We start from the raw sequence: 18,149 nt of genomic DNA, 5'->3' as shown, positions 1-18,149 counted from the left end.
TCGGGTCAGAGCAGGCCCGCGTCGTGCACCAGGATGGCGACCTGGGTTCGGTTGGCCGCGTCCAGTTTGGACTTGATCCGTCCGATGTGGACCTTCACGGTCGACTCGCTCAGGAACAGGGTGGTGCCGATCTGGGCGTTGCTGAGCCCGTGGCCGATCTGGATCGCGACCTCCCGTTCCCTCGGGGTCAGGGTGGCCAGGCGGGACAGGGCGGCTTCTTCGGCGGCACCGGCGGCGAAGCGGGACAGCAGGCGTTTGGTGATGCGCGGCGAGATCATCGCCTCACCGGATGCGATCACCCGGACCGCGGTGATCAGCTCCTGCGGCGGGCTGTCCTTGAGCAGGAAGCCGGCCGCGCCGTGGCGCAGAGCAGCGTGCACGTACTCGTCGATGTCAAAGGTGGTGAGGATGACCACCGCGGGCGCCTGGGGCCGCCCGGTCAGCCGCCGGGTGACCTCGATGCCGTCCACCTTGGGCATCTGGATGTCGGTGAGCACCACGTCCGGCCGGAACCGGTCGGTCAGCTCCACCGCCCGCGACCCGTCTGCGTCCTCGGCCACGACCTCGATGTCCGGCGCCGACTCCAGGATCATCCTGACCCCGCTGCGGACGATCTCCTCATCCTCCAGCAGCAACACCTTCACCGTCACGATGTCTTCTCCTCCAACGGAAAACGCGCGGTCACCCGGAACACGCCGCCGTCGGCCGGGCCCGCGGTGAGCCGTCCACCGGCCAGCTCCACCCGTTCCCGCATGCCGAGCAGACCGTAGCCGGAACCGGGCACGTTCGCCGGTCGCGGGCTGAGCCGGTTGCAGACCTCCACGACGAGCAGGTCCTTGGTCGCGGTGATCCCGACCTGGATGGCGGCGTGCGGCGCGTGTTTCCCGGCGTTGGTCAGCGCCTCCTGCACCACCCGGTACACCGCGCGCTCGACCTGTTCGGGCACCACGGGCAGCGGGTCCGGCAGTTCCAGCTCGACTCGCGCACCGGTGGCCAGCGCCTCGGCCACCAGCTGGTCGACCGAGCCGAGCAGGCCCGCGCCGGTCGACCGCGACGGCGGCGGTTCACCTTCCTCGGCTTCGTCCCGCAGCACCCGCAGGATGCCGCGCAGCTCGTCCAGCGCGGACACGCTGACCGAGCGGATGGTCTCCGCGGTGCGCCCGGTGTGCTCATCCGGCGCGGTCACCGACAGCGCACCGGCTTGCAGGGCGATCGCGGTGACCCGGTGCGCGACCACGTCGTGCATCTCCCTGGCAATGCGCCGCCGCTCCGCCGAGACGGCCTGCTCGGCGAGCAGGGTGCGGGCGCGCTCGGCCTCCTCCGCCCGGCCGCGCAACACGGCGAGCAGGGCGGCCCGCTGGTTCATCCACAACCCGGCGAGCACCGGCGCGAACACGAACAGGGCCGCCGAGAGCGCGAACGTGGGCAGCTCGTCGAGCCGGTACCGCCACCGGAGCCCGAACTCCACGATCAGCGTCAGCAGCAGGCAGCCGCCGGTGATCCAGCCCAGCCCGTGCCGGACCGCGACCGTGTACACCGCCACCGTGGCTGGCCCCAGGGTCAGCCCGGCCGGAATGCCCGCCAACGCCACCACCAGCACAAACACCGGGAACCGGCGACGCAGCGGCGCGAACGTCAAGACAAACGCGACCAGCGCCGCCAGGTAGAGCGGCCTGCTCAGCTTGTCCTGCACCACCGCGCTGTGCAGCTCGAGGTAGCACACGGCCGTGAACACCGCGAGGTCCAGCACGAGCAGACTCACCCGGCCGTCCCACCAGATGAGGTGACCTCGCCGCACGCGTTCCTCTGGCCGCATCGCGAACACTCTAGGCGGCCAAGTGATCATTACGGCTCAGCTGTCCCGACGAGCCAGGGTGAATCCCACCGCGGCCAACCCGGCCGCCGCCACCAGGGCGAACAGCGCCGGCGCCAACCACTGCGGCGATCCACCGGCGAACAGCGCCGCGGTCCCCCGGAACGGCAGCCGTGACATCGGCACGTCCAGCACCGAGCCCAGCGCCGTCTCAGCCACCAGCGTCCAGGCCAGGAACACCCCGGTCCCGATCGCGGTGTGCCGTAACAACCCGCCCAGCGCCAACCCGGTCAGCCCGGACAACAGCGCCAGCAGCAGCACCCCCGCGCCGCGCAGCAACACGTGCCCCGCCCCACCACCGGCCGTGCCACCGGCGAGCAGCACCCCGGCCAGCGCGAGCCCGGCCATCAGCACACCTCCGAGCAGACTCAGCCCACCAACCACCACCGCCTTGGCCGTGACGATCCGAGCCGGAAACCGCAGCACCAGACGAGTGGTGAGGATCGTGCCGTGCTGGTAGTCCAGCCCGAACGCGCACACCCCCACTGCCGCCACCAGCGCCGTGCCAAGGGTCAGCGTGATGCCGAGCGAGGAGTCGAAGGCGTCCATGGTGCCCAGGTCGCGTTTGGCGCCCCAGTACAGCCCGGAGACCAGCGCGAGCACCCCGGCCGCGACCAGCAACACCCAGGTCGAGCGCAGACTGCGGGCCCGGTGCCACTCATAGGCGACAGCGGTGTTCACGACGGTTCTCCTTGATGATCGCGGGAGCGGGAAGGGTGGGCGGGCAGGGGCACAGCCCGGCCGGATTCGTACTTGGCGCATGAGCGACTCGGCTCCGGCCTGGGGTCGACTTCGCTCGGTTGCGCGGGCAGGAGGGGGCTGGGCTGGACGAGTTGAGGCTGCGCACAGTTGGACCGCACTCGACCGGGCCGCGCTCGAGCGGACCGCCCACCACTGGGCTGTACGCGGCCGGGCTGTACGCGGCCGGGCTGGATCCAGCCCTGGCTAGTTGCAGCCGGACTGGGGGCGGCCACGGCTCGCCGCGACCAGGGCCGCGTGGAGATCGACGGGGCGGTGCGCTGGTGCTGGTGCTGCTCATGGTGGTTCTCGCCAGCGACGGGCGGGTCGCGCGGTTGCCTGACGCCCGCGGCGGGTGGTGGTCATGCCGCATCCCCCGCCACCAGAGCGGCAACCCACGGTGGTGGCAGGTCGATGCGGTGGCGAGCACGCCCGCCTTCCGTGCGCACAAGCGCCATGCCTCCCGTGCCCGGCAACGGGATGCGGGATCTGGCTGTCGTGAGGGTGGTCATGACGGATCTCGCGGGGTGGATCGGTGGTCATCGCGGGGGCTGCGGATGGCGGTGCTGGGCAGCGGTGGTGACGTCGTCATGGGGGCTCCCTCTGGGGATGAGCAGTGGGGGTGGTGGCTGTGCGCGCCGGGGTCCGGAACGGGAGTGGTGCTGTGGCGCCACCAGCGCGGGGTGGCGCTCATGACGGTTCTCCTCGGTGGCGGACGGTGTGCGCGGTGGCGGCCATGAACGCCTCTTCCAGGCCGGAGCGGCGGAGGAAGAGCTCGCGGATGGGCAGGCCGGCGTGGGCGGCGACGGTGGCGACCTGTTCGGTGTCGTGGGTGTCGACGACCAGTTCCTCCGCGGTCTCCTGACGGACGCGTAAGCCTTGGCGGCTCAGTGCGATCAGCAGCTGGGGAGCGGCTGGACCGCGGACCACGACGGAGCTGCGGGTGTGCTGGTCGACGAACTCGGCCAGTGGACCCGCCGAGATCAGGCGGCCCGCGCCGATGACGAGCAGGTCGTCGGCCAGCTGGGACATCTCGGCCAGTAAGTGGGAGGAGGCGAGCACGGTGCGACCCTGGGTGGCCAGGTCGCGCAGGAACTGGCGGATCCAGCGCACGCCATCCGGGTCGAGGCCGTTGGCAGGCTCGTCCAGGATGAGGTACTCGGGGTCGCCGAGCAGGGCGGCGGCCAGTCCCAGGCGCTGGCGCATGCCCAGGCTGAACTTGCCGACCGCCTTGTCCCCCACCGAGTTCAGGCCGACCAGGGCCAACACCTCGCGGACCCGGCGCGGTGGCAGGCCGCCGCCCGCCGCGATCATGTGCAGGTGCGCCGCTGCCGAGCGGGCCGGGTGGACCGCGCTGGGGTCGACCAGCACACCGACCGTGCGCAGCGGGTCGGTCAGTTCGGCGTAGGTGCGGTCGGCGAAGGTGGTGCGGCCCGCGCCGTGCACCAGGCCGAGCATGAGCTTGATCGTGGTGGACTTGCCCGCGCCGTTGGGGCCCAGGAAGCCGGTCACCACGCCTGGGCGCACGGTGAAGGACAGGTCGGCCACCCCGGTGTCGTGGCCGTACTGTTTGGTCAAGCCCTGGGCGATGATCACTGTTGTCCTCCGTCCGAAGCCCGAGGTCAACGATCGTCTTCTGCGGGGCGTTGGGCATCGGCGGGGACGGCAGAGCTGGGTACAACTTTCCGCCTACCCGGGTCTGCCTTCGGAGATGATGGCGCCGCCCTGGATCACCTGCATGATGTGTGTGGGATCGGCCAGCGCGCCGATGTCGACCAGCGGGTCCCGGTCCAGGACAAGCAGGTCGGCATGGGCGCCGACGTCGACTGTGCCAATTTCACCGGGCAGGCACAGTAGGTCCGCGGCGGTGGTGGTGGCCGCTCGGATGATGTCGATCGGCTGCTGCACCTCACGTCGGAGCCGGAACTCGTGGTTCTGGTGCCGGTGCATGCCGCCGAGCAGGTCGCTGCCGTAGACCAGTTGCACCCCGCCACGGGCGGCCCGTTCCAGCGCGCGGAGCCCGCCGTTGAGCACCTCGTCGATCTTGCGCTGGCTGGGCTCGGGCAGGCCGTGAGCGGCGCCTTCCTGCTTGAGCGCCCAGTAGGTGACCAAGGTGGGCACGAGGAATGCCTCGTGCTCGCGGAAGAGCTCGACGCTGCGGTCGTCGATGAGGTTGCCGTGCTCGATGGAGCGGACACCCGCTTCCAGGGCCCGGTTGACCGCGCGCGCGGTGTAGGCGTGCGCGGCCACGTACCGGTTGGCGGCCTCGGCCTCCTCGACCACGGCGCGCAGTTCGGCCGGGGAGTACTGGGTGGAGTCGATCCGGTCGGTCGGCGAGGCGACCCCGCCGGAGGCCATCACCTTGAGGTGGTGGGCTCCCTTGCGCAGTTCGTCGCGGGCCGCGACCCGGACGGCGTCGACACCGTCGGCGACCCGGCCGAGTCCGGCGCAGCACGGGTGGTCGTCGGCCTGTGCCGTGCCGCGGCCGCGCAGGTCGCCGTGGCCGCCGGTCTGGCTCAGTGCCTTGCCGCAGAAGGCCAGGCGCGGGCCGGTGAGCAGGCCCTCGGCCTGGGCGTCGGCGAGGCCGTAGTCGGCGCCGGCGGCGTCGCGGACGGTGGTGAAGCCGCGCAACAGCATGGACCGCATGATCCGAGCCGCGTGGGCGGCCACATAGGAGGGAGACCAGGTTGGCAGCTCGTTGAGGGCGGCAGTGGCCGCGGTGACGTGCACGTGCGCGTCGATCAGGCCGGGGAGCACCACCGCACCGGCCAGGTCGAGCACCCGGACCTGGTCCGGGGCGGTCAGCCGGGGTGCGATCTCGGCGATCCGGCCGTCGGCACAGCGGATGCTGGCCTCGTGGTACTCGCCGGTGCGCACGTCCAGCACCAGTCCGTTCCGCAGCAGCAGATCGGTCATCGGTCGGGCCTCCCACTCGGTTCGGCGAGTTCCTCCAGTGATCGGCCCGCGGTGGCGAGTCCGAACACGACCGTGCACAGCACGCCGACCACCAGCACCGCGGTGGTCAGACCGAAGACCCCGGCGAAGCCCAGGGTGCCCGCGAACATGCCGATGATCAACGGAGCCAGGATGCTGCCGATCCGGCCCACCGCGCTGGAGATCCCCATCCCGGTGGCCCTGATCCAGGTCGGGAACACCTCGGGTGTGTAGGAGTAGACGCCTGCGTAGGTTCCGTTGAGGAAGAAGGACAGCACGGCCCCGGCAACCGTGATCGCCACCGGATCACTGAGCTGGGACAGCCAGTAGGCGCTGGCCGCGGCACCGGCCAGGTACAGCGCGATGGTGTTCTTGCGGTCGAGCCTCTCCCCGAGCCAGGCCGCGGAGTAGTACCCGGGCACCTGGGCGAGGTAGATGATGATGGTGAACTCGAAGCTCTGGGTGATTGTGATGCCGCGTTCCACCAGCAGGGTGGGAATCCAGGAGAAGAAACCGTAGTAGGAGAAGGTGATCACGAACCAGATCAGCCAGGTGACCGCGGTCCGCCTGCGCAACTCCTTGCCCCACAGGAACTTCAGCGCCGAGACCAGCCCAACCCCGCGCGCCGGGGCGATGGGAGAACTGGATGCGGCGGCGGACGGCCGCGAATCTGGGTCGGGGCTGGGATCGGGCAGGGTGACTACTGGCGGCAGGGGTTTGCCGGTTGCGGCTTCGGTGCGGCGCTCGAAGTCGGCCACCACCTGCTCCGCTTCCCGCACGCGGCCGGTGGCCAGCAGGAAGCGTGGGGACTCCGGTAGCGAGCGGCGCCACCACAGCAGCATCAGGATCGGCAGCGCGGTGATCAGCTGGGCGATTCGCCAGCCCTCCGGGAAGGTCGGCACCACGAGTCTGCCGAGCACGGCCGCGGCTACGAATCCGAACGAGAAGAAACCCGCCAGGGCGCCGATGAACCAGCCTCGGCGGGCGGCAGGCACGAATTCGGCGAGGAAGGGGGCGATGATCGCGCTTTCGGCGCCGGTGCCCACACCGGCGAGTACTCGGGCGGCGAGGAAGATTTCGTAGTTCGGGGCCAGGGCGGCGGCTACCGAGAAGACGGCGTAGAAGGCCAGGGCGTACATCATGACCTTGCGGCGGCCGATTCGATCGCCGAGCAGGCCTGCGATGGTGGCGCCGAAGAGGTAGCCGAAGGGGGTGGCGGAGCCGATCAGACCGAGGAGCTCGTTGCTCAGGCCCCACTCCTGGCGGGCACTGGGCAGCAGGAACGCGACGATCGCGGCGTCCATGGCGTCGAAGGTGTAGCCGAGGCCGCCGATGACCAGCAGGGCGTAGTGCGGGCGGCTCAAAGGTAGGCGGTCCAGGCGTGCCAGGAGTGTCATCGGGCCTCCCGAGGGCAGCGGTTCAGGCAGCGTATGTTGCGTCTGGGTGAGATGCAATGGATGCTGCATCCGCGGATGGGAGGTGGCGGTGAGCGCCGGGTCGAGCGAGGCTGATGACTTCGAGGGGTGGCTGCGGGCGCGGGTGCCGGAGCGGGGGTTGCAGGCCAAGGCGGCGGCGGTGCTGGAGACCTTGCTCGCGCAGCCGCGACGGGCCTCCTACAGTTCAGCGGCCGAGCTGGCGGAACTGGCCGGGGCCAATGTGGCCACCGTGATCAGGACGGCGCAGGCGCTCGGGTTCAGCGGCTGGCCCGCGTTGCAACAGGAGTTGCGGGCTCGGTACCTCTCCGCGCTCAGCGCGCCCGAGGTCGCGGCCGAGCACGCCGACGCCGTGGTCACCGGCAGCCCGGCCTCGGCCTCGCTGCGGCGGGACCTGGACAACGTCGCGCTGCTCGCCCGGAGCGTGGACATCGCGGCGGCACGGGAGCTGGCCGCGGCGATCGGGCAGGCGCGGCGGACGGTGGTGGTGGCGGCTGGCAGCTACACCTCGGTCGGGATCGCGTTGGCGCACAACGCTCAGCTCGCCGGGTACGACGCTCAGCTCGCCGCGGGCTACGGCGGTGGTGGACCGGCCAACACGATCGCCCAGCTGACCGGGCAGGACGTGCTGGTGGTGGTCAGCTTCTGGCGGTTGAACGAGAGTGCGGTGGTCGCCGCCGAGGAGGCCGCCGCCAAGGGCGCGCGGGTGTTCGTGATCACCGATGCGGCCAGTCCGGCGCTGGCCGCGGCGGCCGAGCGGATCCTGTTGGTGCCGACCGAGGGCATTTCGTTCTTCCCCTCGCTGACCGCGGCGATGGCACTGGTGCAGGCCGTGGTCGCCGAGCTGGCCACGCTGGATCCCGGGCGCACCAAGGCGTCGGTGGAAGCGGCCGAGGCACAGTGGGTGCGGTTCGGACTGCTGCACCGGCCGACCCGGCGCAGCCGAATCTAGGGGGTTCCACGGGGCGCGGTCGGACGTCGGGTCGAGCTCAGCGCAGCCGGACCCAGGTCGCGCTTGGGGCAGCTCGATCCAGGCATCCGCTTGGGGTAGCCGGATCCAGGCTCGCGCTCGGGCGGCCAGATCCAGGCTGGTGCTCGGCACGGCCGGATCCGGGGTTGCGCTGAGTGCAGCCGGACGTAGGGTCGCGGTATGCCACGGTTCGAGGTCAGCACCAGCATCGCCGCCCCACCTCAGCGGGTCTTCGAGCTTTCGCTGGCGGTCGAGGTGCACACCGCGTCGATGGCTGGGTCTGCCGAGCGGGCGGTGGGCGGGGTGACCTCGGGCAGGCTGGGGCTCGGCGACACGGTGACCTGGCAGGCCAGGCACTTCGGGCTGCCCTGGCGGATGACCTCGCGGGTCAGTGCGCTGGACGAGCCTGGCCACTTCGTGGATGAGCAGGTGCGCGGGCCGTTCCGGCGCTGGTGGCACGCGCACCACTTCGAGCCGGACGGGCGGGGTGGCACGCTGATGCGGGACGTGGTCGAGTCCGCCGCGCCGCTTGGGCCGCTGGGACGAGTGGCCGAGTGGGTGGCGCTGGACCGCTACATGCGGCGGTTGATCTGCGCCCGCAACCAGCACCTCAAGACGGCGGCGGAAGCGGGCGACGGTACCGGGCCGCGGTGATCATCTGCGGGATGTCCGGGAGGTGCTTGCGGTCCGGCAGAGCGAAGACCTCGTCGAGATCGGCCTGGGAGACCCCGGCGGGTCAGGGGCGGGCCTAGGGTGGTGTGCCGGGGTCATTCGGCCAGCCCGGTTCAGCGCAGGCGGGCGACCTCCAGCACCGCGCGGGTGAAGGCCTTCGGCTGTTCCTGCGGCAGGTTGTGCCCGGCTCCGGCGACCTGGTGGTGCACCCGCGGGCCGGCGAAGAACTGCGCCGTGGAACTGCCGTCGGTGGCGGGGTAGTTGCCGTCGTCCAGGCCGTCCAGGGTGACCGTGGGCACGGTGATCCGCGGCTGCTTGAGCAGCCTGGCCTCCAGGCCGTCGTAGCGCGGGTCGCCGGGTTCGGTGAGCAGGCGGTGGCGGTAGACGTGCAGCACGATGTCCACGTAGTCCGGGTTGGTGAACAGGGTGACCGCCTGGTCCAGGTCGCGTTCGGTGTACCGCCAGGTCGGCGAGTTGCGGGTCCAGACCACCCTGGTCAGTTCCTTGGTGTTGGTGGTCAACCCGGCGCGGCCGCGGTCGGTGAGGAAGTAGTAGAAGTACCACTGCGCTGACTCGATCGAGGGCATCAGCGGCTGCTTGGCCAGGGCCAGGTTCTGCACCAGGTAGTTGTTCACCGAGACCAGGCCGAGGCAGCGTTCCGGCCACAGCGCCGCCGCCACGCACAGGCCCCGGCCGCCCCAGTCGTAGCCGCCGAAGATGGCCTTGGGGATCTTGAGCGCGTCCATGAAGGCGATCCAGTCCGCGCCCAGCGCGGCCTGCTGGCCGGAGCGCATGGTGCTCGCAGACAGGAAACGGGTGCCGCCCTGGCCGCGCAGGTACGGGATGAGCACCCGGTGGCCACGACGCACCAGCGCGGGCACCACCTCGGCGTAGGCCAGCGGGGAGTACGGCCAGCCGTAGCCGAGCAGCACCGCGGGTCCGGTGGACGGCCCGGCCTCGTGGTAGGCGATCTCCAGCAGGTCGGTGCGCACGTGCCGGATCGGGCCGAGCGCGTGCCAGTCAGCGCGGACCGGTTCCGGGGCGGCGGCCGAAGCGGTGGCCGGGACGGCGGACAGGGAGGCGGTGGCCGCCCCGGCCGTGAGGAGCTTGGTGAAAGTTCGCCTGTTCAGCACACGTCGACCCTGGCAGGGCGCTGTCTACGTGCTGTTCGCGGATTGTTGACGCCTCCGGTCGTCCGCAATCCGTGCACAGTTCGTCCGCAGCCTCGGCGAACACTCAACGCCATGATCACTCGAATCCTCGCGCTGGGCGCGATCGGCCTGGCCGTGCTCGGCGGCTGCGGCACCGCCCCCGCGACCACGATCGGCCCCGGCCCCACCGACGGCGTCACCAGGGTCGAGCTCCAGCGCTCCCCCGCGCCGGCCCAGGGCTTCGAGATCGTGCAGACCCGGGTGGAGATCCCGGAAGGCAAGGAGTCCGGCCGCCACAGCCATCCCGGACCCGAGGTCGGTTACATCGTGCAGGGCGATGTGGTGATCGAGTTCGCGGACCGCGAACCGTTGCGGCTGCGCACCGGCGACCCGTTCCTCATCCCGGCCGGTGTCGTGCACAACGCGCGCAACGTCGGCACGGTCCGCACCCAGATGCTCTCCACCTACGTCATCGACCAGGCCAAACCGCTGGTCACCAGGCACTGAGGCGGGTCAGCGCAGCGACACCCACACCGCGTCGGTGGCCGCGGGGCCCAGGCTCAGCTGGTCCGTGCGGCCGTCGACCCGCACGGTCAGGGTGTCCGAACCGGCCGCCGACGCCAGCACGGTCAGCTCGGTGTCGATGACCAGACCGTTGTCAGCGAAGTACTGCAACCGCGCGCCGTCGGCGTCGGAGATCCGCTCCACTCGCACCCGCGCGCCGGGTGGCACGCCGGTCAGCTGGCGGGCGTCCGGGCGGTGGATGGTGCCGTCGGCGGCCGGGATGGGGTCGCCGTGCGGGTCGCGGGTGGGTTTGCCGAGGAACTCGTCGATCCGGCTGACCAACAGGTCCGAGACCACGTGTTCGAGCTGCTCGGCCTCCTCGTGCACCTCGTCCCAGCGGTAGTTCAGCGCGTTGACCAGGAAGGTCTCGATCAGCCGGTGCCTGCGGACCATGGCCAGCGCGTGCGCGCGGCCGGTCTCGGTCAGGCCGACGCTGCCGTAGCGCGGGTGCTCCAGCAGGCCCTGTTCGGTGAGCCTGCGCACCGACTCCGAGACCGAGGACAGCCGCAGGCCGAGCCGCTGGGCGATCACCGAGGTGGTGACCGGCTCCGTGGACCACTCCTGCAACGCCCAGACCACCTTCAGGTAGTTCTGGGTGCTCTCCGACAGCTCGGACACCGACATGCGGGCAGGGTATCCGCGCATGGTCACACCTGGGCAGCCGCACGCCGGCGCGCGGCCAGCCGACGGCCCAAGATCCCGTGTTCCGGGCCGAAGAGGTAGGCCAGCGCGAACACCGAGCCCTGCACCAGCACGATCATGCCGCCGGACGCGGTGTCCAGGTAGTAGCTCAGGTACAGGCCGGTGACCGCGGCCAGTGCGGAGAGCACCGGGGCGATCAGCAGCATCCGCTGGAACCGGTTGGTCAGCAGGTAGGCGGTCGCGCCCGGGATGATCAGCATCGCCACCACCAGGATCACCCCGACCACCTGTAGCGCCACCACCGAGGTCAGCGCGAGCAGCCCGAGCAGCGCCGCGCCGAGCACCTTGGGGTTGAGGCCGATGGCGTGCGCGTGCGTGGGGTCGAAGGCGTAGAGGGTGAAGTCGCGGCGCTTGAGCACCAGCACGGTCAGCGCCACCGCGCCGAGCACCCCGATCTGGACCACGTCGCCGGTGGCCACGCCGAGCAGGTTGCCGAAGACGATGTGGTTGAGGTCGGTCTGGCTCGGCGTCACCGAGATCAGCACCAGGCCGAGGGCGAACAGCGTGGTGAACACGATGCCGATGGCCGCGTCCTCCTTGATCCGGCTGGTGTCCCGCACCACCCCGATCAGCGCCACCGCCAGGAACCCGAACACCAAGGCCCCCAACGCGAACGGCGCGCCCACCAGATAGGCCAGCACCACGCCGGGCAGCACCGCGTGCGAGACCGCGTCCCCCATCAGCGACCAGCCGATGAGCACCAGCCAGCAGGACAGCACCGCGCACACCACCGCGGCGATCACGGTGGCGATCAGCGCGCGGACCATGAAGCTGTAGCTGAGCGGTTCGGCCAGCAGGTCGATCAGGTTCACACCGGCTCCTGCGAGACGTCGAGACCGAAGGCCAGGGCCAGCTTGTCCGGGGCGAGCACCTCGGCCGGGTCGCCGTGGGCCAGGATCCGGCGCATCAGCAGCAGCGCCTCGTCGGCCAGGCCGGGCACCGCGGCCAGGTCGTGGGTGGAGATCAGGATGGTCACCCCGTCGGCGGCCAGCGCGCGCAGCTGCCGGGTGATGGTGGCCTCGGAGGGCTTGTCCACCCCGGCGAAGGGCTCGTCCAGCAGCAGGATCCGGGCGTGCTGGGCGATGCCGCGGGCCAGGAAGGCGCGTTTGCGCTGGCCACCGGAGAGCTGGCCGATCTGCCGGTCGGCCAGGTCGGTCAGCTCAACCCTGGCCAGCGCGGCGTCCACCGCCTCGTGGTCGGCGCGGCGCGGGCGGCGGGTGAAGCCGAGGTGGCCGTAGCGGCCGGTGAGCACCACGTCGCGGACCGAGAGCGGGAACGCCCAGTCCACCGTCTCGCTCTGCGGCACGTACCCGATCGCGCCGGACCTGCGCGCCCTGGCCGGGCTGCCGCCGTCGACCTCCACCGTGCCGGAGTCCGGCCGCAGCACGCCCATGATGGTCTTGAACAGGGTGGACTTGCCGGAGCCGTTGACCCCGATCAGCGCGTGCACCCGCCCCCGCTCCAGGGTGAGGCTGACCCCGTCCAGCGCCAGCACCTCGCCGTAGTGCACGGTGACGTCGCTGACCCGGACCGAGGGGCTCATGCCGCCGCCTTGGTCAGGCCGCTGACAATGGTGTCCACGTCGTGCCGGATCAGGTCCAGGTAGGTCGGCACCGGGCCGCCCGCCTCGGACAGCGAGTCCACGTAGAGCACCCCGCCGAAGCGGGCTCCGGTGGCCGAGACCACCTGCTGCATGGGCGCGTCGGAGACGGTGGACTCGCAGAACACCGCGGGCACCCGGTTCTGCCGGACGAACTCGATCGCGCCCGCGATCTGCTGCGGGGTGGCCTGCTGCTCGGCGTTGACCGCCCACAGGTAGCGCTCGGTGAGCCCGGCGTCCCTGGCCAGGTAGGAGAACGCGCCCTCGCAGGTGACCAGCGCCCGCTGCTCCTTCGGCAGTGCGCCCAGCGCACCGGTGAGCCGCTCCTGCACCGAGGTGAGCTGCTGCTTGTAGCGTTCGGCGTTGGCGGTGAACTCGGCGGCGTGCTCGGGGGCCAGCTTGCCGAAGGCCTTGGCCATGTTGTCGGCGTAGGTGCGCACGTCCAGCGGGGACATCCAGGCGTGCGGGTTGGGCTTGCCGCGGTAGGCGTCCTCGGCGATGTCCACCGGCTGGACGCCCTCGCTGACCACCACGTGCGGCACGTCCAGCTCGGCGACGAACTTGGCGAACCACGCCTCCAGGTTGAGCCCGTTGTCCAGGATCAGCTTGGCCTGGGATGCCTTGCGGATGTCGGCTGGGGTTGGCTCGTAGCCGTGGATCTCCGCGCCCGCCTTGGTGATCGACTCCACCCGCAGCTTGTCGCCTGCCACGTTGCCCGCGATGTCGGCCAGCACGGTGAAGGTGGTCAGCACCACGGGCCTGCCGTCCCCGGAGCCGTCGGCGGTGCGCGAGGTGCAGCCGGTCGCGGCCAGCGCGAGTGCGCAGGCCGCGGCCAGCCAGGTGCGGGTCAACCGCGAAGGTGTCTTGCGCATCTGTGGTCCGCGCCTCCCCGTGCCGAGTTCGGTCACTGGAAGACTAAAGTTCGGCTGGCCGAACTTTCAAGCGGGCCGACGGGTGAGCACGTCGAGGTAGTGCTGGTTGAACATCACGCCCAGCGGGTTGCCGAAGGGGTCGATCACCGAGGCGGTGACGAAGCCGGGCCCGTGTTCGGTGGGCGGCTGCTGCGCGGTGCCGCCCAGGTCGAGCAGGCGCTGGTAGGCGGCCTCGACGTCGTCCACGGCCCAGTAGGTCATGGTGCCGCCGGAGTTGCCCGCGCCGGGCGGGGCGAAGCGGCGGTCCAGGATGCCGAGCTCGTGCTGGTAGTCGCCGAGGCGGAACTCGACGTAGGCGAGCTTGCCCTGGACCTCGCGCTGGAAGTACGGCTCGATGCCGAGCAGTTCGGCGTACCAGGCCACGGCGGCCGGGACGTCGTCGGAGAAATGGCTGACGGTGGTGAGTCCTCGCAACATGAGACCCATCCTGCGACCTAAAGTGCTCATCAACTGAGCACTTTCCTGGGGAAGCTGAACTCATGCGCGCTGACCGGCTTGTCGCCACCCTGTTGCTGATGCAGTCCCGCGGCCGGGTCACCGCCGCCGAGCTGGCCGAGGAGCTGGAGGTCTCGGTGGCCACCGCCCGCCGCGACCTGGAGGCGCTGTCCACCGCGGGCATTCCGGTGTACCCGCAGCCCGGCCGGGGCGGCGGCTGGTCGCTGCTCGGCGGGGCCCGCACCGACCTCAGCGGCCTGTCCGCCACCGAGGCCCAGGCACTGTTCCTGCTGGTCGGACCGGCCGCCGCGGTCTCCGCCGAGGCCAAGGCCGCGCTGCGCAAACTGGTGCGGGCCCTCCCCCGGACCTTCCGCGCCGACGCCGAGGCCGCGGCCAGCGCCACCATGATCGACCCGACCCGCTGGGGTGAACGCGACCGCCGCAGGCCCGAGCTGGTCGACCGGTTGCAGTCCGCCGTGGTCGGCCGCCGCAAGGTCTGGCTGACCTACACCAGCGGGACGCGGGAACGCTCCGAACGCCTGGTCGACCCGTGGGGCCTGGTCGACAAGGACGAGGTCTGGTACCTGCTCGCCGGAACCGAGAAGGGCCGCCGGACGTTCCGGGTGGACCGGATCGTGGCCGCGGAGCTGACCGAGGAGCCCGCCGAGCGCCCTGACGACTTCACCCTGGCCGCGGCCTGGGACGAGGTGGTCGGCGAGGTGGAGCGGAAACGCTCGCGGACCTGGGCCACCGTGCTCATCGAGTCGCGGTTCCTCGCGGTGCTGCGCAACCAGTTCGGGCGGCACTGCGAGGTCGGCGCGGAGACCGGTGACCGGGTCGAGGTCCGGCTGGCCGCGCCGACACCGCTGGACCTGGCCCGCAACCTGGCCGGGTGGGGCGGGCTGGTGGAGGTGTTGGAGCCGCCGGCGGTGCGGGCCGAGCTGGCCAGGATCGGCGCGGAGCTGACCGGGCGGTACGCGAGCTGATCTGCGGCTCAGCTACCCGGATTCCCTGGTGTCGTAGGTTCAGCGGTCCAGTGCGGCAGCCAGCTTCGCGAGGTGACCGGCCACCGGGCCGAAGGTGAGCAGCCCGCTGCCCGCTCCCGCCAGCTCGGCGGCGGCGGGCCGCAGCTCCTCGTGGGCGCGGGCCATCGCGTCCCGGTCCTCGAGTGCGAGGGCGGCGTGGGCGAGCAGGCAGAGGCGGGCTTCGGTGAGCAGGTCGGCCGGGGTGTCCGGCAGGGCGCGCAGCGCGGCGCGGGCCCCTGCGCGGTCGCCGTCGGCGATCAGGGCGAGTGGGCGGACCCAGTCCAGGTACGGTCCCCAGTCCACGTTCAGGTCCACTGTGGACGATGGGAAGTCAAGTGACAGCAAGGCAAGTGGCAGCAGGCCCGGCTCGAGGCCGGTCATGCCGGTGCCAGGCAGTCGGGTGGCGGCGGCTCGGTAGGCGGACCGGGCCTCGGCGCGGTGGCCGGTGGCGGCCAGGCGCAGGGCCGCGTACCACTCGGTGAACACGCCGACCAGCGGCAGGTGGTGGCGGTCGGCGAGCTGGTCGGCGGCGGTGGCGTGCCGGTCGGCGGCGCTGAACTCGGCCAGGGCGGAGTGGGCCTGGAGCAGGATCAGGTGGGCCAGCACCTCGAAGGTGACCAGGTGGTGCGCGGCGGACAGGTCGAGCAGCTCGCGGCCCAGGGTGGCGCGTTGCGGGGCCAGGCCCGCGCGGTCGAAGGTGTGCAGGAAGCGGCCGTTGAGCGCGAAGGCGAGCAGCGCCGGATCGCCGATTTCCCTTGCCAGCGCTTCGGCTTCCGTCGCCGCGGCGGTGGCGCGGGCGGAGCGGGTGCCGCGGAGCTCCATGGCCAGGGTGGTCAGCAGGCGGGCGCGGTGGGCGAGCTGGTGTGGCGGCAGGGCGGCGAGGGTGCGTTCGGTGGTCGCGACGACCTGCCCGGCGATGGCGGGATCGTCGTTGGTGGTCCAGATGCCGGGGACGTCGAACGCGCCGATCACCCTGGCGGTCAGCTCCGGATCGCCGAGCGCTTCGGCCTGGGCGAGGGCAGCGGCGCGGTGGTGGCGGGCGGTTTCCAGGTTGCCGGTGACCGCCTGGGCGCGGACCAGGCCCATGAGCAGTTCCAGCCGGGTGCGCGGATCGCCGTCGTGGGCGGCCAGCGCGGCCTGCCAGAGCCGCGCGGCCTCGTGCGGGGCGAAGCGGTCTTCGGCGCGCTGGGCCGCGGCGGCGGTGTAATGGGCCACCCGGTCGGCCGGGGCGCGGTTGCCTGCCAGCAGGTGGTGGTGGGCCAGGGCGTCGATGTCGTTGGGGCGCAGGGTTTCCAGGGACTCGGCGATGGTGGCGTGCCAGCGGGCGCGGCGGGCGGTGGACACCTCCTCGTAGAGGGTGTCGCGGACCAGGGCGTGCGCGAACCGGATGCGGTCGGGGCCGGACTCGGCCAGGAAACCCAGCAGCAGCGCGGAGTCCACCGTGTCCAGCACCAGGTTCTCGTTGCCGGACAAGGTGATCAGCAGTTCCAGGTCGGCTTCCCTGCCGATCACGGCGGCCTGGCGCAGCACCGTGCGGGCGTCCTCGGACAGGGTGGTGAGGCGGTGGCGGAGCACGTCCCGGACGCCGGTGGGCACGGCGGTCAGCGCGGTGTCGCCCTCGGCGTCGTACAGGCGGGCCAGCTCGCGGGCGAAGAACGGGTTGCCGCCGCTGCGTTCGTGGATGGCGCGCACGACCCGGTCCGGCACGGCGCACTGGGTGGTGGCGCGGAGCAGTTGCGCGGTCGCGGGTTCGGGCAGGCCGGTGAGGTAGACGCGGGTGGGTTCGGCGGCGGCGACACTGGCGAGCAGGTCGGTCAGGGCGGGCGAGACCTCGGTGGAGTGCAAGGTGGCCACGATCAGGATCGGGCGGGGCGGGGCTTCGGTGACCAGGGTGCCGAGCAGGGCGAGGGTTTCCTCGGTGGCGCGGTGCAGGTCGTCGAGCACGAGCAGCAGCGGGGCGCGCCGGGCGACGGTGTCCACATAGGACAGTACGGTGCGGTGCAGGTGGAAGCGGGCGGCGGCGGGGTCGGCGGGCGGTGTGCTGGGCGGGATCGGGGTGTGGGCGGCCAGGGTGTCCAGGATCTGGGTCCAGGGCCAGGTGGCCGGGGTGTCGGGGTGTTCGGGGTTGCGGCCCCAGGCGGTGGTCCAGCCCTGGGCGGCGAGGGTGGCGGTGAGGGCTTCGGCGAGGGCGGTCTTGCCGGAACCCGCTTCGCCGGAGACGAGGGCGAGGTGCAGGCGGGACGGGGTGGTGGCGAGCTTGGCGAGCTCGGGGGCGCGGCCGAACAGGGGTGGCGGGGCCAGTCGTTCGGGCGGGGCGGACGAGGAGAGCGGCGGGAGCGGCGCGGGCGGCCGGGGCGGGGCGGGCGGTGCGAAGTGCGGTGGCGCGGCGGGGGCGTCCAGGTGGGTGGCCTGGGCGAGGATGTCCGATTCCAGTTGGCGCAGCTCTGGGCCTGCGTCCACGCCGAGTTCGGTGGCCAGCGCGTGCTTGGCCGTGCGCAGGGCGTCCAGGGCCTCGCGTTGGCGGCCCGCCCGGTAGAGCGCCAGGGCGAGCAGCTGCCAGGCGTGTTCGCGCCACGGGTTGGCGGTGACGTGGGCGCGCAGCTCGGCGGCGACCGCGGCGGCCTGGCCCTGGGCGAGGGCGGCCTCGGCGCGGCGTTCCACGGCCAGCAGACGGAGCTCGTCCAGGCGGGCGATCTCGGCGCGGGCCCAGGGTTCCTCGGCGAACTCGGAGTAGGCGGGGCCGCGCCAGAGGGCGAGGGCGGCGTCCAGGGCGGCCAGGTCCGGGTTGGCGAGGGCGGCCTCGAAGCGCCAGGCGTCGACGGCCCCGGGGTCGGCGCGCAGGGCGTAGCCGGGAGTTTCGGTGACCAGCAGGGTGGCCGGGGTCCGCGGTGGGCGGCCGGGTTCCAGGGACTGGCGCAGGGCGGCGACGAAGGTCTGGATGGCGCCGACCGCGCCCTCCGGCGGGTCCGGCCACAGGTCGTCGGCGAGCACCCGGACCGGAACCACCCGGCGACGGGCGATCAGCAACCGGGCCAGCACCGCCCGGTGCCGGGGACCGCGCAGCGCGACCGGCCCGTGCTCGTCCGCGGCCACCAACGGGCCGAGCACACCGAACGTCAT

At 72.0% G+C, this 18,149-nt stretch carries 17 protein-coding genes; 4 read left to right on the top strand and 13 right to left on the bottom strand.

Annotation, left to right across the window (positions count from 1 at the left end):
- Positions 1–5 precede the first annotated feature (5 nt).
- The 6 genes from N8J89_RS19055 to N8J89_RS19030 all read right to left on the bottom strand — a co-directional run bounded on the left by N8J89_RS19055 (position 6) and on the right by N8J89_RS19030 (position 6,942).
- Positions 6–650: a response regulator gene (locus N8J89_RS19055; protein WP_283665716.1), complete on the bottom strand. Its 645-nt coding sequence runs from the start codon at positions 648–650 to the stop codon at positions 6–8.
- Positions 647–1,816, bottom strand: a complete 1,170-nt coding sequence (locus tag N8J89_RS19050; protein ID WP_283665715.1) for a sensor histidine kinase — start codon at positions 1,814–1,816, stop codon at positions 647–649. Before N8J89_RS19050 ends, N8J89_RS19055 begins: the two co-directional genes overlap by 4 nt.
- 36 nt (positions 1,817–1,852) lie before the next feature.
- Complete coding sequence (locus N8J89_RS19045) at positions 1,853–2,554, bottom strand: hypothetical protein (RefSeq protein ID WP_283665714.1); 702 nt, start codon at positions 2,552–2,554, stop codon at positions 1,853–1,855.
- Between the two features lie 747 nt (positions 2,555–3,301).
- Entirely contained in the window at positions 3,302–4,207 is a 906-nt protein-coding gene (locus N8J89_RS19040; protein ID WP_283665713.1) for an ATP-binding cassette domain-containing protein, read from the bottom strand.
- A gap of 93 nt (positions 4,208–4,300) precedes the next feature.
- On the bottom strand, positions 4,301–5,527 hold the full coding sequence (locus tag N8J89_RS19035) for a metal-dependent hydrolase family protein (RefSeq protein WP_283665712.1): 1,227 nt from the start codon (positions 5,525–5,527) through the stop codon (positions 4,301–4,303).
- Positions 5,524–6,942 carry an MFS transporter gene (locus N8J89_RS19030; RefSeq protein ID WP_283665711.1) on the bottom strand — a complete coding sequence of 473 codons (1,419 nt, stop codon included), beginning with the start codon at positions 6,940–6,942 and terminating at the stop codon, positions 5,524–5,526. Before N8J89_RS19030 ends, N8J89_RS19035 begins: the two co-directional genes overlap by 4 nt.
- Before the next feature lie 88 nt (positions 6,943–7,030).
- Between N8J89_RS19030 and N8J89_RS19025 the strand changes: the two genes are divergently transcribed.
- Complete coding sequence (locus N8J89_RS19025; RefSeq protein WP_283665710.1) at positions 7,031–7,930, top strand: MurR/RpiR family transcriptional regulator; 900 nt, start codon at positions 7,031–7,033, stop codon at positions 7,928–7,930.
- A gap of 198 nt (positions 7,931–8,128) precedes the next feature.
- Complete coding sequence (locus N8J89_RS19020; protein ID WP_283665709.1) at positions 8,129–8,602, top strand: SRPBCC family protein; 474 nt, start codon at positions 8,129–8,131, stop codon at positions 8,600–8,602.
- Positions 8,603–8,733: 131 nt separating this feature from the next.
- On the opposite strand, the gene N8J89_RS19015 is transcribed toward N8J89_RS19020, so the two are convergent.
- Complete coding sequence (locus tag N8J89_RS19015) at positions 8,734–9,753, bottom strand: alpha/beta fold hydrolase (RefSeq protein WP_283665708.1); 1,020 nt, start codon at positions 9,751–9,753, stop codon at positions 8,734–8,736.
- Between the two features lie 111 nt (positions 9,754–9,864).
- Between N8J89_RS19015 and N8J89_RS19010 the strand changes: the two genes are divergently transcribed.
- Complete coding sequence (locus tag N8J89_RS19010) at positions 9,865–10,278, top strand: cupin domain-containing protein (RefSeq protein WP_283665707.1); 414 nt, start codon at positions 9,865–9,867, stop codon at positions 10,276–10,278.
- 6 nt (positions 10,279–10,284) lie between these two features.
- Here N8J89_RS19010 and N8J89_RS19005 read toward each other — a convergent pair whose 3' ends face one another.
- From N8J89_RS19005 to N8J89_RS18985, 5 genes are all read right to left on the bottom strand, one after another.
- The gene (locus tag N8J89_RS19005) at positions 10,285–10,959 is read right to left on the bottom strand and encodes a metal-dependent transcriptional regulator (RefSeq protein WP_283665706.1); all 675 of its coding nucleotides are present in this window, start codon (positions 10,957–10,959) and stop codon (positions 10,285–10,287) included.
- A 23-nt stretch (positions 10,960–10,982) separates the two neighbouring features.
- Positions 10,983–11,849, bottom strand: a complete 867-nt coding sequence (locus N8J89_RS19000; protein ID WP_283665705.1) for a metal ABC transporter permease — start codon at positions 11,847–11,849, stop codon at positions 10,983–10,985.
- Positions 11,846–12,580 carry a metal ABC transporter ATP-binding protein gene (locus N8J89_RS18995; protein ID WP_283665704.1) on the bottom strand — a complete coding sequence of 245 codons (735 nt, stop codon included), beginning with the start codon at positions 12,578–12,580 and terminating at the stop codon, positions 11,846–11,848. Before N8J89_RS18995 ends, N8J89_RS19000 begins: the two co-directional genes overlap by 4 nt.
- Positions 12,577–13,509, bottom strand: coding sequence for a metal ABC transporter substrate-binding protein (locus N8J89_RS18990; protein WP_283665703.1), 933 nt, complete (start codon positions 13,507–13,509; stop codon positions 12,577–12,579). The genes N8J89_RS18995 and N8J89_RS18990 overlap by 4 nt, the downstream gene beginning before the upstream one ends.
- Before the next feature lie 66 nt (positions 13,510–13,575).
- On the bottom strand, positions 13,576–13,986 hold the full coding sequence (locus tag N8J89_RS18985) for a VOC family protein (RefSeq protein ID WP_283665702.1): 411 nt from the start codon (positions 13,984–13,986) through the stop codon (positions 13,576–13,578).
- A gap of 62 nt (positions 13,987–14,048) precedes the next feature.
- Here N8J89_RS18985 and N8J89_RS18980 point away from each other — a divergent pair, with 62 nt between their 5' ends.
- Complete coding sequence (locus tag N8J89_RS18980) at positions 14,049–14,990, top strand: helix-turn-helix transcriptional regulator (RefSeq protein ID WP_283665701.1); 942 nt, start codon at positions 14,049–14,051, stop codon at positions 14,988–14,990.
- 39 nt (positions 14,991–15,029) lie between these two features.
- Here the strand turns inward: N8J89_RS18980 and N8J89_RS18975 are convergent, their stop codons facing one another.
- On the bottom strand, positions 15,030–18,149 hold the full coding sequence (locus tag N8J89_RS18975; protein ID WP_283666197.1) for an ATP-binding protein: 3,120 nt from the start codon (positions 18,147–18,149) through the stop codon (positions 15,030–15,032).

The organism is Crossiella sp. CA-258035 (assembly GCF_030064675.1).
Classification (GTDB): Bacteria; Actinomycetota; Actinomycetes; order Mycobacteriales; family Pseudonocardiaceae; genus Crossiella.
Note: the sequence above shows the minus strand (reverse complement) of the source record. Positions and strands in the feature narration are given on the sequence as shown.

Bases quoted from the DNA above. Each gene is read 5' to 3' on its own strand.
- N8J89_RS19020 (WP_283665709.1), top strand. From the start codon at position 8,129: ATGCCACGGTTCGAGGTCAGCACCAGCATCGCCGCCCCACCTCAGCGG.
- N8J89_RS19050 (WP_283665715.1), bottom strand. From the start codon at position 1,816: ATGCGGCCAGAGGAACGCGTGCGGCGAGGTCACCTCATCTGGTGGGAC.
- N8J89_RS18985 (WP_283665702.1), bottom strand. From the start codon at position 13,986: ATGTTGCGAGGACTCACCACCGTCAGCCATTTCTCCGACGACGTCCCG.
- N8J89_RS18980 (WP_283665701.1), top strand. From the start codon at position 14,049: ATGCGCGCTGACCGGCTTGTCGCCACCCTGTTGCTGATGCAGTCCCGC.
- N8J89_RS18975 (WP_283666197.1), bottom strand. From the start codon at position 18,149: ATGACGTTCGGTGTGCTCGGCCCGTTGGTGGCCGCGGACGAGCACGGG.
- N8J89_RS19030 (WP_283665711.1), bottom strand. From the start codon at position 6,942: ATGACACTCCTGGCACGCCTGGACCGCCTACCTTTGAGCCGCCCGCAC.
- N8J89_RS19035 (WP_283665712.1), bottom strand. From the start codon at position 5,527: ATGACCGATCTGCTGCTGCGGAACGGACTGGTGCTGGACGTGCGCACC.
- N8J89_RS19010 (WP_283665707.1), top strand. From the start codon at position 9,865: ATGATCACTCGAATCCTCGCGCTGGGCGCGATCGGCCTGGCCGTGCTC.
- N8J89_RS18990 (WP_283665703.1), bottom strand. From the start codon at position 13,509: ATGCGCAAGACACCTTCGCGGTTGACCCGCACCTGGCTGGCCGCGGCC.
- N8J89_RS19005 (WP_283665706.1), bottom strand. From the start codon at position 10,959: ATGTCGGTGTCCGAGCTGTCGGAGAGCACCCAGAACTACCTGAAGGTG.
- N8J89_RS18995 (WP_283665704.1), bottom strand. From the start codon at position 12,580: ATGAGCCCCTCGGTCCGGGTCAGCGACGTCACCGTGCACTACGGCGAG.